We start from the raw sequence: 14982 nt of genomic DNA on the forward strand, positions 1-14982 counted from the left end.
CCCAAAACCGACACTCTATGAATCATCGATCCGCCCGCTCGGAAAGCCCGCCGTCACTAATCCGTCCACACCGCCTAGGCCTCGCCGGGAGCGAAGGCGATCGGCACGAACACGCCCTGAGCCGTGGCGGCTTGCTTGGCGAAGAACTGCTGGGCTTAGCGGCGCACGGCATCGTAGCCGCCGGCATAACTCTCCTCGCGCAGCTCCTCGAACAGGCGCACGTAGCTCAGGTGCTCCCTCTTAGGCTTGGCGAGTTCTTCGGCGAGCAGGACATCAAGATAAGCGAGAGGGACGCCGAGCTGCAACCGTGGCTGATGCTGACGCTTGTAGGAGAAGGCGGTCTTCTCTGAGCGCAGCGCCTTGCACACGACCTTTCGTGACAGGTGCAGCTCCCGCCAAATCTCGCGGATGCTCTTGTGTTGGTTGCGAAACAGCCGTCGGAGTTTTGCGATGGTCTCCACGATCAACATCCCCGGCTGGCTCCCTGTCCCTGGCGGGATGGGAGCATTATGTGAACTGTCAGGCGTGGGTCCCGATTGGACGCCGATTAGCCCGTCAGACGGGTTCTTTTTCCGGTTCATGCGCACTTTTGGTGCTGACGGATTCAGAATTCGCGTTTGAGCGTTGCTCCTTACCATGACCGAGGAGGCGTCGGATGCCGATCTCGAACCCGTCTCTACCGATAGTGCCCGATGGGTTGCACATCGATGAACTGACGCTCGAGCCGTCCGGACTGTTGCTTCTTGCCCGGACCACCGCTGCGCAGGGCGTCTGTCCGGGTTGTGGCCAAAGGTCTTCGCGGGTCCACAGCCGCTACTGGCGAACGCTCCAAGACCTGCCGTGGCAGGACCGTGCCGTCACGTGGCGCGTTGAGGTGCGCCGATTCCGGTGCAGCCATTGCCCGGGTCGGATCTTCGTCGAGCGCATCCCAGGGCTGATGGGATTCAAGGCGCGCCAGACCACGCGTCTGGCCGAGGCACAGACCGAGATCGGCATGATGCTGGGCGGCGAGGCCGGAGCCCGGCTGTCGCGGCGGCTGTCCATGCCGGTGAGCGGGGACACCGTCCTGCGCCTGATCCGCCGCGGGCCTACCGGGTTTCGCGGGTGGTGGGCATCGACGACTGGGCTTGGCGGCACGGGCGACGCTACGGCACCATCGTCTGCGATCTGGAACGCTGTCGCGTTCTGGCCCTACTGCCGAGCCGCTCGTCAGCTCCGGTGAGAGACTGGCTCGCCGCGCATCCCGGCATTACCGTCGTCAGCCGGGCCCCGGCGGGCCCCTACGCCGAGGCCGCCCGCAGTGGTGCACCCGCCGCCATTCAGGTCGCCGACCGCCGGCACTTGCTGGTCAACGCCTCTGAGGTCCTCCTGTCCGTCGTCGCGCGTCACCAGACGCAGATCCAGGAGGCTGCCGGACAACGGTCTTCTCTCGGGATCGTCTCACCCGTGCCCGTCCAAACGCCGCCGCTGTCGCAACGAAGCGAGAACCGCCGTAAGCGCTTCGACGACGTCCTGCATCTTCAGGCACAGGGTCTGCCGATCCTGCAGATCGCGCGTGGGACCGGACTGGCCCGCAACACCAGGCGCAGCTACCTGCGCGCCGGTACGTTCGTCCCGAATCGACGAGCGCCGGGGCAGAGCCTGCTCGACCACCATCGTAGCTTTGCCGATGTACGTTGGCAGGAGGGGCTCCGAAGCAGCGCCGCGTTCCATCGGGAACTCCAGGCTCGGGGCTTCGAGCGCGGCTACGACATCGTTCGACGCTGGGTAGCGCGACAACGAGAGAGCGGGCCGGATTACCCTACCGTCCGTTTTGCGCCTTCGACGCGTCGGACCACGCGCCTGCTGGCGAGCGATCCGACCCGGCTCAACCCCGACGAGCACGCCTTCATCATTGCGCTGTGTGAGGCGGCTCCAGAGGTTCGGATCGCGGCCGGCCACGTGCGAGCCTTCACCGATCTGCTGCGGCAGGATGATCCGGCAGGGCTGGACCCCTGGCTCGACGCGCCGGCAGCACCGGGATTGCGCGGCTTCGCCGCCGGCCTGCGCCAGGATCTGGACGCCGTACGAGCAGCGATCACCCAGCCCTGGAGCAATGGGCTGGTCGAAGGTCAGGTCAACCGCCTTAAGCTGATCAAGCGGCAGATTTACGGTCGTGCCGCCTTCGACCTCCTGCAGCAGCGGGTGCTCCATGCGGCGTGATCAACGGCCGGGAGCCGGCGCAGCCCTACCCATCACCCCTCAATCGCCCGTCGGCACCAGAAGTGCGGATGAACATACATGTTCCGCTGTCCGATCGCCTACTCGCGATGCCGCGGACGGGGGTTCTTCCCGCAATTAAGAAGCCCCAGTAGTGAAGCGCTCGCCCTGCTGCGGGGTTCCGGTCGCTAACAAACACTACCAATAGCGACGCCATCGGCCGTAGGTCCAGCGGGCCGGAGCTGTCCCCAGCATTCGTCCAGGGATTTCCATCGGCGCCGGGCGCCTTGCTTCTGGCCCATCCTCTACATGCGATGAACCGCCACCGTGCGCATGTTCGGTCGCATCATGAATGTTCATGGCACCACCGCACGATACGGCCGCCTTGTCACCGACTAACTTGCCGCCGTTTGCATCGCGGCAAACGTGAGTCCGTCATCATGACCCCATTACTTGGTTAAGATTTATAATATTCTGGCTAGATCTCTTTACCCGCGGTGACATTCATCCGTGATCCTATTGTTTGCTTTAGCGGGTTTAGAACTTTTAGATTTCCGGAGTCTGATAAAATTTTGAGACGATTTAACACTCCTTGCACGTCAGCATAGTCAACCGGATCAGGACCAAGACTTGTTAAGTCATAGAGCCACCACTGACTGGCAAGAAGCTCTTCTATGACAACTGCATCGAAGCGATAGCGTATATGCCTAGCTGGCACTCCCCCGACCACCTCATATGGCATGACATCTCGAACAACAACCGAACCAGCACCGATAACAGCACCAGTTCCAACAACAACTCCCCTGCGAATGACGACATTTGCACCTATCCAAACGTCGTTCCCAATTACAGTCGCAGGACGTGGTGGAGCTGGGCGATTGATAGATGCCTTGATCTTGAGAAACTCAGATGATCTATAAAGCGGACCAGCAGCCCCGGATGCAAAAGGGTGCGTAGAAAAATTACTCATATTATGCTCCGAAGGACCTATATTTACACCTGGAGCAATAGAGCAGTACCTCCCAATAGAAGTGCATTGAATGGTTGAACCCAAGCCAATATAACTAAATGCGCCAATTGAGCACTCGTCTTTAAATACCACATTGAATGCGGCACATGGACTTTCTGCTTTAACACATGATCTGACTTTACGAGAATCAATCAGAAAAAGAGGTGACGTCACAGCGCGAGATCCTTCGAATATTTCAATAGCGAATAGTATAGACCTGATGTTGATCGGTACTATGTACAGATAGAAACTAAATCTACACCACTTTTCGCTTAAGATTTTTTAGCCAAGTTGTCTGGATAGATGGTTCTTTTCTGGAATCGGCCCTAGCTCAATAGAAAGGCTGTCTGACGGTTTAGTTGGATCGTTCTAGGCTCGGTAGGCCAATCTGTGATCAGCTAATCCGCAGAGCCCGAAGCCCAGCACCTCAACCGGCGCACGACTCTTGTAACGTACGTTCAAGCTGTGCTAAATCTCTTAAGCTGTCGGCCCCTGCTCCACTACCGAACGCATACAAATCAAGTCTACGGTATATACGAGCCATAGAAGAATATGAAAATACTTGTCGCTCTCGTTCAATATGTGGTTGCACCAGAACAATCTCCTTGTGACATAGCTGCCGCGCATGATATCCATTTATGACAAGATTGACGGTATACTCACCAGTCACTTACTAATCACCATGATCTTTTTGCACCATATAGAGCGAAGCGTTCCTGTGAACTTCAAAGCATTGCTTTAAAAACCTTCACCTCAAGAATGACGTTGGACGTCCCGGTCTAATCTGGGGCAGAATACACAATATCGGCGAGCGAAGGTAGTTTTGCGGCTTATTGCGACTAGCGATAAATGCCACTGCCGATGACGTTAAGACACGAGACGAAGGGAGTTGACCTGGAAGGAACGGCGACCTCAACCGAAGCATAGGAAACCTAGAGCAAAATTCAGACGGACTCAAATTCCAAGAGAATTAATGAAATCTTTGCCGCTTTGGGTTGTATTTTCGTCATTGTTTCTAGCAGTAGTTAGTTAGTTTTGGCGCCTGCTGCTCGCATTTTTCGAGAAGCAGCCGCGAATCCTTAACATGGAAGCTTGTGGAGGAGCTCACGACTGGGCGCACAGGTTTCAGGGACCGGGGCATGATATTCAGCTGATGCCGCCGTCTTACGTAAAGCCCTATGTGAAGCGCGGGAAGACGAACGCAGCCGACGCGGCCGCCATCTTTGAAGCGGTCAGGCGTCCCTCCATGCTGCTTGCCGCAGCGAAGAGTCAAGCCTGCTCTTCGGTACTGGTTCTTAACCGCGCGCGCGATCTTCTGGTCCGCCAGCGCACGCAGATCGGGAACGCGATCCGCGCTCACATCACGGAGTTCGGCGTCATCGCAGCCAAGGGCGCGCAGAATGTCGATCGGCTCAGGACGCAACTCCTCCAACTGCCAGAAGTGGCCCTATCGCCCGTCAGCCTGCTCTTCGAGCAGCTGGTCAACACCAACACGTGGACCGAGCAGTTGACGTGCGAGATCGAAGCGACCCACGCCCAATACGAGACAAGCCAGCGTCTGGCTACGATCCCAGGCGTCGACACATTAGACTGCGCGAGGGACTATGCCGTCTGGCTCGGCCTGACCCCCAAGCCGCATACAACCGGCGGCAAACAAAGGATGAGGCGGATCTCGAAGATGGGCAACCGGTATATTCGGCGGCCGCTTTATTTGGGCGCCATGTCGCAGATCATAGTGAGATCCAGGTGCGGCCCGAAACACAGCTGGCTGTCAGACATGCTGGCCCGACAGAAGATGAAAGTCGTCGCCATCGCCTTGGCGCGTCGCATGGCAAGAACGATCTTTGCTGTCCTCAGGGACGGATGAGCTACCAGCGGCAAGCGACTCCCGCCTGAACAGTTGAATGAACGGTCAAGGCGACGTGAGGTGATGGCAAACAAAGGTAGAGGAAGAATCAGGACACCCCGATTAATCCGAGGCGCTTTGAGCTCGCTCGATTTAGCGGGACCTGTTCTCCAAACGGACCTCATCACGGGGCGCAGCGATCCTGCTGCGCATCAGACTCCATATACGTGGCCGCAGCCGATCAGTTCACCCCGACCAATCCAACATCCTTGACCTACAGGAGCCATCCATACACGGATTGAAGTCGGGCGAGTAGGGCGGGAGATAGAGAACCCATACGCCGACCGCCTCAATGGCTTCGCGCCCCCCGGCAACCTTGTGGGCGTGCAGATTGTCGAGGATGACGGTGTCACCGGGCCTGAGTATTGGAGTCAGGCTGAGGGTGACGTAGGTTTGGGCGCGTACGCCATTGGTCGCTCCATCGAGGACGGTCTTGGCGATCAGGCTCGTGGCACGCAGAGCGGCGGTGATGGTGGTGGTCTTGTCATGTCCGTGAGGCACGGCGATCCCGCAGCGCGGGCCACGAGAAGCGCGACCGTAGCGGCGGGCCATCTTGGTCGTGGCGGCTGTTTCGTCGAGGAAGACCAGGCGATCCGGATCAAGGTCGGGTTGGCGCTCGAACCAGTTCTTACGTGCGGCTCTCACATCCGGCCACTCGTGCTCGGCCGCGTGGACAACCCCTTTTATGGATGGCCCGCCCCTCACCGTGCTTCGCTGCTACGTTTGTAGTTCGGCTCATATGAGGGACGGAACAGAACAATAACCATCGCGATACTTGGGATCGATCTGGGTACGAACGGCTGCGGTGTGGTCGGGCAGGATGCGACCGGTCGGGTCGTCCTGCGTCGTCGGATGCGGCGAGATACGGTGCTCGCCTTCGGTGCGAAGCTGCCGTCCTGCATCGTTGCCATGGAGGCGTGTTGCGGCGCGCATCACATGGGCCGGGCGCTCGCTACTCAAGGCCACACCGTCCGACTGATGTCGCCCGAGTATGTGCGGCCTTACGTCAAAGCCCAGAAGACTGACGACCGCGACGCCGAGGCGATCGCGGAGGCAGCCACCCGTCCGACCATGCGGTTCGTCGCGCTCAAGTCAGAGGCACAGCTCGACATGCAGACCTTGCACTGGGTGCGCGAGCAACTCGTCGGCGAACGCACAGCCATGATGAATCAGATCCGTGCCATCCTGCTGAAGCGTGGCCACGTCGTCCAGCAGGGACGCGCCAAGCTCGCGGCATGCCTGAACGACTTGCTCGATTCCTACAGCGACTTGGATATCACGCCACGCAAGCGCATGCTTGTGGCGGACGTCCGAGAACGCTGGCAGTTCCTCGACGCGCGCATCGCAGCACTCGACACGGAGTTTGCCGAACAGGCCCGGACCGACGAAAGCGCGCGTCGGCTCACCACCATCCCGGGCATCGGTGCACTCAACGCGACGACGCTGGTCGTGGCGATCGGTGATGTGGCGACCTTCGCCATCTGGCGGCCTGGCTCGGCCTCGTTCCGCGTCAGATGACGACAGGCGGACGACCACGCATCCTCGGGATCACCAAGCGCGGCAGCATGTAGTTGCGTAAGATGCTGATCCAGGGCGCACGAGCGGCAATGCCGGCTTTGGGCAAAAGCGATACACGGATCGGCCAGTGGCTACGGGGCCTGCTGGCGCGGGCGCACGCCAACACTGCCGTCGCGGCGCAGGCGGCCAAGATGGCCCGGACCGTTTGGGCGCTGCTGCGGCACGAACGCGTCTACGAGCCGGCGGTGGTAACCGTCTGAACCGAGCTTGGTCGGCGAAGCGTTCGTCGGCCTTCCGATGTCTGTGAGCGGTGAGAGGAAGATGAGCGAGTCGATGGCTGCGGCGAGGCAGAGGACGCCCATGAAACTGACGGCGGTCTTCTCATAGCGAGTGGCGATGGCACGCCATTCTTTCATCGATTACAGCAATCACCGCCGCTATTCGATCCCGCTCCGCGCCTGCCTGCTCTTTGCGAGCGAGTGCTCGAACCTGGTTGTGTGCTGGGGCGTCGGCGGGGCGACCGTATTCCGCGCCTCGTACTGTATCGAGCAGACCGCCGATCTAGTCGGCCAATCCCTCGGCATGCTGATCGCGCTCGCAATCGGCAGGACCGCCGAGATTGGCGCCGTTCCCTAGGCCGATCATCATTGCGAACGAAGGAACGGGGCTTGTGCCATGAGAGACGTGAACGGATTTCCCAAAATCTACGCCATCATCAACGAGGCATGCCAACCTGCGCGCGTCATCAAGGTCGAAACTTTGACCGAGGGCGAGCTTCTTCCCGAGCAATACCGGGGGATGCACGCCATCCAAATCCTCGATGAAGCGCCCGTTAAGGAGGGTTACTGTAACCGAGATGGGAGAGATCGAGCCTTAATAAGGACGCGCTTCCCGGCGACACGCTGACGGATCTAAGCCCTTGCAACCTATCGACGCTCGCCCTTCCTTTGAACCCAGCAAAATTTGAGGACTATCCCATGCTCGTTCAGGGAGTGCCGTCGGCTGCCGATAGGGTCGCGAAGGAGGTCAATTTATATCAGGTTGTTGCCGCTGCAGTCGGTGCAACCCAGGAGGCGATCTACTTCTTTGGATATAAGGATCATCAAGTGTCTGGTGCGTCTCCCGCACAAATCTTGCGGCAGACTGACGCCGACGGAAAGACGATCTTCGGCCCGATTGACCCGCTCGACCCGATCAGAGCGAGCATCGAGGATCTTCGCGACAACGTGGATGACCGGATCTATTACTTCGGGTCGAAGGATCTGGTGACGACCGATCTCGACCCCGTCACCAATACTGCGATCCAGTTGTCGAGGATCGACGAGGATGGGGTTGCAAAGGTAGGTGTTGTGTTCGATCGCGATTGGCGTGCGGCTATCATCAATGGCGATGCCTACGCTTTCGACAAGGACGGCGTTCGCGTTCGTCTCACTACGAGCGCCGACGTGATACTGGCCGAAATTCGCAACGCGTCTGTAGAATACGATCGAGTTACCGCGACTGGCATCTTCTCCCGTGACGGGACAAAACTCTACGGATCATCGAGCCATCACCCCTCGACGACCAAAATTTTCCACCGTGCCGGCCTTGGACAGTCTCTCAGTGTCGGCAACTCCGGCAAGCCGCTCTACACCACGAGCTCGGTGCGTCCTGGTCGGGTTTTGAGCTTCAACGCGGGCGTGCTGACCTACGGCTCGGATCACAACAGCCTGTGGCTCAAGGACGGTGTTCCGAACGTCCCGGTGCCGCCCGCCAACATCGACAGCCTGATCGACTGCCGCGAACGGTACAGCGAAACCTTCATGTCGAGCGAGGGCGAGTACCTGACCCGCCCCGGCTCGCTCCCGAGCGACGTGGCGGTGCTTGAGAGCGCCCACGGCGTGGGTGGCCTTGCGGTAGACAAGTTCCTCGAAGGCGGCGTGCTGTTCGAGAACGCGGTTGCTGCCGTGGTCCAATCCTGGAAGCTGGCGCAGCTGTTTGCGCTCCAGCATGAAGTGGCACTCAGCTTCGTCCAGGGCGAGAGCAACGCATCTCCGTCCAGTTCGGTCGCCTTCTACAAGGGTGCGCTGGTAGACATCCAGAGGCGGTTCGAGGCTCGCGTCCAGGCCATCAAGGGCACGACCGAGTCCGTGCCGATGTACCTGTGCCAGATGAACTCCTGGACCGGGTCGAACCTCGTGACCAGCAACGTCCCGGTCGCGCAGTTCGAGGCGGCTTTGGAGAACCCCGGCAAGATCATCCTCGTCGGACCTAAGTACGTCGGTCCGTTCGCAGATAAGCAGCACTTCACCGCAGAAGGCTATGTCGACCACGGCGCGGTCTACGGCTACGCCATCGATCTGCACCGCAAGGGCGGCGTGTCGCTTCCGCTGTCGGGTATCTCCGCGATCAGGTCCGGCATCGACGTGGCACTCACATTCCGGGACCTGCCGGGGACGTTCGGCATCGACCGAAGCCGCGTCACCGACCCCGGCAACGATGGCGTGGTCTGGTCGGACGACGGGACGGGGAACAGCGTTTCCATCGTGCCGGGCTCGGCGCAGTTCACGCCAGGCACGCGCGTGGTCAAATACCAGCTCAGCGCGGTTCCCACCGGGGGAAGCCCACGTCTTCGGATCGGCCTCGACGGCATCTTAGGCAACAACGGCGGCCCGACCACAGGCCCGCGAACCACCTTCCGCACCGACACCGGCAAGCTCAATCGGCGCGGCAACCCGATCTATCGGGACTGCGTCGCCCACGCCCTTCCTGTCACCACCGCATAAGGACCGCCCGGTATGTCCATCAAGCCGACCCCTCTTCGTTGCAAGGATGCCGCTGGCGTCTCCGATATCGCCGGGGCAAAGACCCTTGGCCTGCCCCCTGAAAAGTGGTCCTCCTTAAGGTATGGCTTTGAGCCATGTGGAGGATGTTGTCATGGGACGGAAGAAGCATACGGCTGAAGAGGTCGTTGCCAAGCTGCGCCAAGTGGATGTTCTGGTCTCACAGGGTCGCAAGGTGGCGGAAGCGATCCGGTCCATCGAGGTGACCGAGGTTACGTATTATCGCTGGCGCTCTGAGTACGGCGGCCTGAAGGGTGACCAAGTCAAGCGGCTGAAGTCCCTGGAGACGGAGAACCAACGGCTTCGTCGGGCGATCTCCGACCTGACCTTGGAGAAGCTCATCCTCAAGGAGGCCGCATCGGGAAACTTCTGAGCCCGGCTCGCCGCCGGGCTTGTGTCGACTACGTCGTTGCCAAGCATGGCGTGTCGCAACGCTTTGCCTGCCGTGTCCTGGGACAGCATCGTTCGACCCAACGCAAGTGTGCTGTGGCGGTCGAGGACGAGGCCACTCTGACGGCCGCCATCATCGCCCTGGCTCTGCAGTATGGGCGCTACGGCTACCGTCGGATCACGGCTTTGCTCCAGCGTGACGGCTGGACGGTAAACGTGAAGCGGGTCGAACGGATCTGGCGACGAGAGGGGCTCAAGGTCCCGGCTCGGCAACCGAAGCGAGCGCGTCTCTGGCTCAACGACGGTTCCTGCCTGCGACTACGGCCGGAGCACCCCGACCACGTCTGGTCCTAGGACTTTGTCGAGCACCGCACGCAAAACGGGTGCAAGTACCGAATGCTGAATGTGATCGACGAGTTCACCCGCGAGTGCTTGGCAATCCGGGTCGCTCGTAAGCTCAAGGCGCTGGATGTGATCGACGTGCTCTCGGACCTGTTCAGTCTTCGCAGGGTGCCCGGTCACATCCGCTCGGACAACGGGCCGGAGTTCATCGCCAAGGCTGTTCAGGACTGGATCGCGGCGGTTGGATCAGTGACCGCCTACATCGAGCCGGGCAGTCCATGGGAGAACCGGTACTGCGAGAGCTTCAACGCGAAGCTCCGCGACGAACTCCTCAACGGCGAGGTGTTCTACACCCTCAAGGAAGCCAGTGTCGTCATCGAGCAGTGGCGGAAAGACTACAATACTATCCGACCGCACTCGTCGCTGGGCTACCAGCCACCTGCACCAGAGGTCGTTATCTGGCCAACGGAACCAAGTGGCTCAGCGCCGCTCGCTCACCCCGCCATCGTCACGCGACCGACGATGCACTAACTTCGAACTTGGGCTACTGCATGGGGGCAGGCCAGTTCACCTCAGACCGTCGGACGAGGCATACCATGTCCTGCGTAACACCAAAGAGCTGGATACTCTCGCGCGTCGGCTCAGCGGCTTACCTGTAGCCCTCACCCTCCTGGAGGCTACCGGTGGCTTCGAGGCGAGCGTGGCTGCAGCACTGGCCGCTGTCGGGCTGCCGCTCTGTATCGTCAACCCGCGCCAGATCCGCGACTTTACCAGAGCGATGGGCCGATTGGCAAAGACAGACGCGCTCGACGCCGAAGTCATTGCCCTCTTCGCCGAACGCATCAGACCACCGGCCAGGCCCTTGCTGGAGCCGGAGAGACGGCACTTCGCCGCGCTTATGAGCCGGCGGCGGCAGATCATAGGGATGATCTGCATGGAGACCAACCGTCGCGATCAGGCCGCGGACAAGCAGCTGACCCGGCGGCTGGTGCGACACATCGGCTTCCTGGAGAAAGAACTACCGGAACTCGACAGCGACATTGGACAAGCCATCAAGGCCTCTCCGGTCTGGTGCGAGACCGAGGCACGGCTCAAGTCCGTCCCCGGAATCGGTGACGTCACCGCACGCACGCTTCTGACGCAGTTGCCCGAGCTCGGCACCATCAGGCGCCACCAGATTGCGGCCCTCGTCGGCATCGCGCCAATCAACCGCGACTCTGGCCTGATGCGAGGCCGACGATCCATCGCGGGGGGACGAACCTCGGTGCGGGGCGTGCTGTACATGGCCGCTCTGACCGCGATCCGGCGAGGATCTCCCTTTCGGCCCTTCTACGAGCAGCTAACCCAACGAGGCCGGCCGAAGAAGGTCGCGCTCGTAGCCGTAATGCGAAATCTCCTGGTGACGCTCAACGCCATCGTCCGCGACCGTACGCCCTGGCAGTCGATCCCCGCTTGACCCTCATCACAGCCGCTCCGTCGTCGTGGCGCTTCCATGCAGAACCTGGCCCATAGCGCGTCCCCCCACTCCGACGTGAAGATTGCACCATCAAACCCTGGGATCAAACATCTAAGTATTTACCATTCGCCCATGCAGACTTCTAGTGTCAGTGGTTTCGACATCGCTGTAATCGATCAATTGACTGCGTTTCCAGTAAAACGCATAGATGTTGAATATTAGCCTTGGATAGCCACCGAATGGGCGCCATAACCTGCGACCCCACATAATAAGCACTTCTGGTAATTAACTTTCATAGTATTGCCATTTATGAGATATCCCAATACTAGCAACTCGGTCTGCATATATTCTTTGAAGTTCAATGCGAAGAAAATCTTAGTCGATCTGTTAGTGCTAATCTTTCATCTTCCAAGCCGAGTTTCGCCGCAAGATTGATCGCCCGTTTGAGTGTCTGCTGAGTTGCGTTAGGAAAGCTCAACAAATACTTAAATACGTCAAAAGCCCTCGCGTCATTTTGAGCCTTCATCAGCGCGATGCCCACAAAATATAAAGCGTTAGGTTTGAGGTTTTTAAACCCAATATTGTCTGCTAATTCAAGCAGTTCATCAATGCAGCCATTGCGATAGAGTGAGATCACACGTTGTGAAGCCTTTAGGTCCGCTACTCCATTCGCATCTTGATTTTCTTTTTCTATTTTTACTTTGCCTTGTCTTACTAATTCTTGCATAATTATACCGGCGTACCGCGCGTACATCGGGGAACGAAAATGTTGCGGATCCGGGCTACGCTCGTGCATTGGAACATCAAGGCATGGCACCACTACAGCATGATCGCTTGAAAAATCCGCCTCAAAACTCTTAGTGCGTTTTACCCTTTCCGGAGCGTCTACATAAGTTACATATGGGAAGTTTATGAATACGATAGTTGCTTTCGGAGCGCTCTCATGTATCCAAGATAAAAAGCGCTTCATCGAGTGTATGCTTTCTCTTATTGCCAGCCGTTCTCTTAACTCCCAATTCAAATTTTTCGGAGTTCCGCCCAGCATCGAGAAAATCCCGGCCTTATCGTCTCCTTTCCGGGCAAGCAGTCGAGCGCCTAAATCGACGTGGTTATCAACGACGATTAGATCTGGCTCAGACTTAACTGCTTCTAGAAAGGATACGTATTCGTCTAGGCCGTGCGATCCAATCCAGGGCAAATATTGGTTTCTCAGAATGATGGAAGGGTTCTTCTCGATCGAGACGCCCTCAATACTAGCGGGTCTAAATATTGATACGAATTCATCATAAGGATATTCCGTCCAGTCTTTATCAATGAATCTACCCATAAACGCGTCTGAGCGATTGTGGTATACGCTCGAAATAAGCTCTCCACCATACATGCGAATAAACTGAGCTACAGTGGATCGGCTCAGGCACGAGCCAAATGTAACAATACGCATCCAAAATTCCATGGCATAGATGATTCAGGCTGACATCTAACGATGCTCGGAAATCAAATCAACAAAAAACTATATCTTGCATGCGCGCTTGACCCCAGGCAAACTTAGGGTTAACATAGTTGCTGTGCGAAATCGACTCTCAGTTACTCTCCCTGTAGACAAAGTTATATTCAAATGTTTAGCTGTCGTGTGTCCAGTAGAGCTGATCTACTAATTTAAATGCGGCAAGTCGTAACCGTAAGGGTCAAAACTCAAGCTGGTTCTGCCGCTGACGGCAAGCTGTCATATTCGACCGGGTGCTACGACGTCTGCGGGCGCAAGCTAATGCCCGGGGCGGGCTCAATTGTGACCTGAGCTACGCGCATTTCATGGTGGCGCGCGCAACGGTCGCCGTCGGTGCGCGTTGCTCTGCTACCGTTTGGGGTAAGGGCACCTTAGAGGGTGTAAGCGAGGCGATCTGGCGCATCACGGCGACCTCTCGACGAATCTCCATCCATGTGCCAAAGGCGCAAGCCTAGTGCCCTGACGCGGTCAGAGGATTCACGCAGGGCGTGATGCATGCGAGTCTGGGCGATGGCTCAGACCGTCTGTGTGCTCCTCGACGACGTCACGAAGTCAGCGCTGTCCGCGATCGCCGGAGATCGATCCCGCCCCCTCAAGCACATCTTGCGGGCGTGCATCGTCCTGCTGTCGTCCGAACGGTTGAGCGTGCAGGACGTGGCGCGGCAGGCTGGCGTCAGCCGACCCGCCTTTTGGCGCTGGCAGCAGCGCTTCGCCGAGGAGGGCGTCGAGGGCCTGCTGCACGATAAGACCCGTCCACCCGGCACCCCGCCGCATTCCACACGCACAGTGGCGAAGGTGCTGGCGCTGACCTGTTCGGAACCGCCGGACGAAGTCACTCACTGGACCGGGCGCGCCGTCGCTGCGCGGACCGGCATCTCACTCCGCTCCGTGCAGCGGATCTGGCAAGAGCACCGCCTGCAGCCGCATCGGGTGCGTACCTTCAAGCGCTCGCACGACCAGGCCTTCGCCGAGAAGGTGGAGGATGTGGTCGGTCTCTACATGGATCCGCCCGCCCACGCCGTCGTGCTGTCCATTGACGATCCTTCGACAGGCTCAGGATGAGGAGTCCCAGATCCAGGCTCTGGAGCAAACCCGTCCCGATCGGCCCATCGGTCCCGGACATCCTGCCGCTCAGACGCATGACTACACCCGCCACGGTACGACGACCTTGTTTGCCGCCCTCGACGTCTTGGAAGGCACGGTGCTCGGCCCGTGCATGCAGCGCCATCGCCACGGTGAGTTCATCCGCTTTCTCAACGCCGTCGAGGCCGCGGTCCCTGCGGGCAAGGTGATCCACGTGGTGCTCGACAACTACGGAAGCCACAAGCACCCGAAGGTGCGCACCTAGCTCGCCCGCCATCCGCGCTGGACCTTCCACTTCACCCCGACCTCGGCCTCATGGCTCAACGCGGTCGAAGGCTTCTTTTCCACGCTCACGCGCCGCCGCCTTCAGCGGGGCACCTTCACCGGTGTCGTCGATCTTCAGGCTGCCATCAAACGCTACATCGCCGAGCACAACCGCAGCGCCCGCCCCTTCGTCTGGACCAAACCCGCCGCAGCAATCTTCAACGCCCTCAATCGTGCCCCTGAACCATCCGTCTGAGTCAGTGCACTAGCCTGCGCCCGTTAGGGCGTGTCATCGCTTGAGCCAGTCGATGGCTGCGGCGAGGCAGAGGACGCCGATGAAACTGACGGCGGTCTTCTCATAGGGAGCGGCCACCGCCAAAAAAGAAGACGACCGATCCCGTTGCATGGGTCGCCTCATCCTGAGCAACCATTAGTCTTTTGCCATGGCGTGTCTCTGGCGAGGACGGTGTTTGCGTAAGTGAGGAGCTT

The 14982-nt window shown here is 59.1% G+C and carries 6 protein-coding genes and 7 pseudogenes; 8 read left to right on the top strand and 5 right to left on the bottom strand.

The window, feature by feature from the left end:
- Positions 1-155: 155 nt before the first annotated feature.
- Entirely contained in the window at positions 156-470 is a 315-nt protein-coding gene (locus AC0IXR_RS24735) for a hypothetical protein (protein WP_471762556.1), read from the bottom strand.
- A gap of 185 nt (positions 471-655) precedes the next feature.
- Between AC0IXR_RS24735 and AC0IXR_RS24740 the strand changes: the two are divergent.
- Positions 656-2202, top strand: a pseudogene (locus AC0IXR_RS24740) (ISL3 family transposase).
- Between the two features lie 475 nt (positions 2203-2677).
- Here AC0IXR_RS24740 and AC0IXR_RS24745 read toward each other — a convergent pair.
- Positions 2678-3382 (bottom strand): CatB-related O-acetyltransferase, encoded by a 705-nt coding sequence (locus AC0IXR_RS24745; RefSeq protein ID WP_471762557.1) that lies wholly within the window; start codon positions 3380-3382, stop codon positions 2678-2680.
- An 871-nt stretch (positions 3383-4253) separates the two neighbouring features.
- On the opposite strand from AC0IXR_RS24745, the pseudogene AC0IXR_RS24750 reads away from it, so the two are divergent.
- Positions 4254-5104: pseudogene (locus tag AC0IXR_RS24750) on the top strand (IS110 family RNA-guided transposase); the annotation flags it as partial.
- A gap of 244 nt (positions 5105-5348) precedes the next feature.
- On the opposite strand, the pseudogene AC0IXR_RS24755 reads toward AC0IXR_RS24750, so the two are convergent.
- Positions 5349-5798 (bottom strand): annotated as a pseudogene (locus AC0IXR_RS24755) (transposase); the annotation flags it as partial.
- A gap of 75 nt (positions 5799-5873) precedes the next feature.
- Here AC0IXR_RS24755 and AC0IXR_RS24760 point away from each other — a divergent pair.
- A pseudogene (locus AC0IXR_RS24760) lies at positions 5874-6892 on the top strand (IS110 family RNA-guided transposase).
- Positions 6893-6961: 69 nt separating this feature from the next.
- Here AC0IXR_RS24760 and AC0IXR_RS24765 read toward each other — a convergent pair.
- Positions 6962-7048 (bottom strand): annotated as a pseudogene (locus AC0IXR_RS24765) (IS5 family transposase); the annotation flags it as partial.
- Between AC0IXR_RS24765 and AC0IXR_RS24770 the strand changes: the two are divergent.
- From AC0IXR_RS24770 to AC0IXR_RS24785, 4 genes and pseudogenes are all read left to right on the top strand, one after another.
- Positions 7029-7268 carry a hypothetical protein gene (locus tag AC0IXR_RS24770; RefSeq protein WP_471762558.1) on the top strand — a complete coding sequence of 80 codons (240 nt, stop codon included), beginning with the start codon at positions 7029-7031 and terminating at the stop codon, positions 7266-7268. The pseudogene AC0IXR_RS24765 and the gene AC0IXR_RS24770 sit on opposite strands and share 20 nt — an antisense overlap.
- 341 nt (positions 7269-7609) lie before the next feature.
- Positions 7610-9397, top strand: coding sequence for a hypothetical protein (locus AC0IXR_RS24775; RefSeq protein ID WP_471762559.1), 1788 nt, complete (start codon positions 7610-7612; stop codon positions 9395-9397).
- Between the two features lie 151 nt (positions 9398-9548).
- Positions 9549-10717, top strand: a pseudogene (locus tag AC0IXR_RS24780) (IS3 family transposase).
- 16 nt (positions 10718-10733) lie between these two features.
- On the top strand, positions 10734-11642 hold the full coding sequence (locus AC0IXR_RS24785) for an IS110 family RNA-guided transposase (RefSeq protein WP_471762561.1): 909 nt from the start codon (positions 10734-10736) through the stop codon (positions 11640-11642).
- Positions 11643-12000: 358 nt separating this feature from the next.
- Here the strand turns inward: AC0IXR_RS24785 and AC0IXR_RS24790 are convergent, their stop codons facing one another.
- A complete protein-coding gene (locus tag AC0IXR_RS24790) occupies positions 12001-13095 on the bottom strand; it encodes a hypothetical protein (RefSeq protein ID WP_471762560.1) in 1095 nt (364 codons plus the stop codon).
- 561 nt (positions 13096-13656) lie between these two features.
- Between AC0IXR_RS24790 and AC0IXR_RS24795 the strand changes: the two are divergent.
- Positions 13657-14749, top strand: a pseudogene (locus AC0IXR_RS24795) (IS630 family transposase).
- The last annotated feature ends 233 nt before the right edge of the window (positions 14750-14982 follow it).

The organism is Methylobacterium sp. AC832 (assembly GCF_979256025.1).